This is a genomic window from Streptomyces blattellae, assembly GCF_009709555.1.
Classification (GTDB): domain Bacteria; phylum Actinomycetota; class Actinomycetes; order Streptomycetales; family Streptomycetaceae; genus Streptomyces; species Streptomyces blattellae.
The window spans coordinates 1-253 of record NZ_WJBG01000042.1; the positions used below are offsets into that span (position 1 = coordinate 1).

Annotated in this window: 1 tRNA gene; it reads right to left on the bottom strand. The window is 61.7% G+C overall.

The annotated features are described in order from the left end of the window. Positions 1 to 91: 91 nt before the first annotated feature. A tRNA-Glu gene (locus GFH49_RS00955) sits at positions 92 to 164 on the bottom strand. Between the last annotated feature and the right edge of the window lie 89 nt (positions 165 to 253).

The following is a 253-nucleotide window of genomic DNA, read 5'->3' on the forward strand; positions in this document are numbered from 1 at the left end:
CGGATTCGAACCGGCGCTACCGCCTTGAGAGGGCGGCGTGCTAGGCCGCTACACAACGGGGGCCCAGCGATCATCGCGAAGGAGATCGCCGTACCCCCGACCGGATTCGAACCGGCGCTACTGCCTTGAGAGGGCAGCGTGCTAGGCCGCTACACAACGGGGGCTTTGCAGATGAGCTCTGCGAGCTGGCCTACCTGGACTCGAACCAAGACTAACTGAACCAGAATCAGTCGTGCTGCCAATTACACCATAG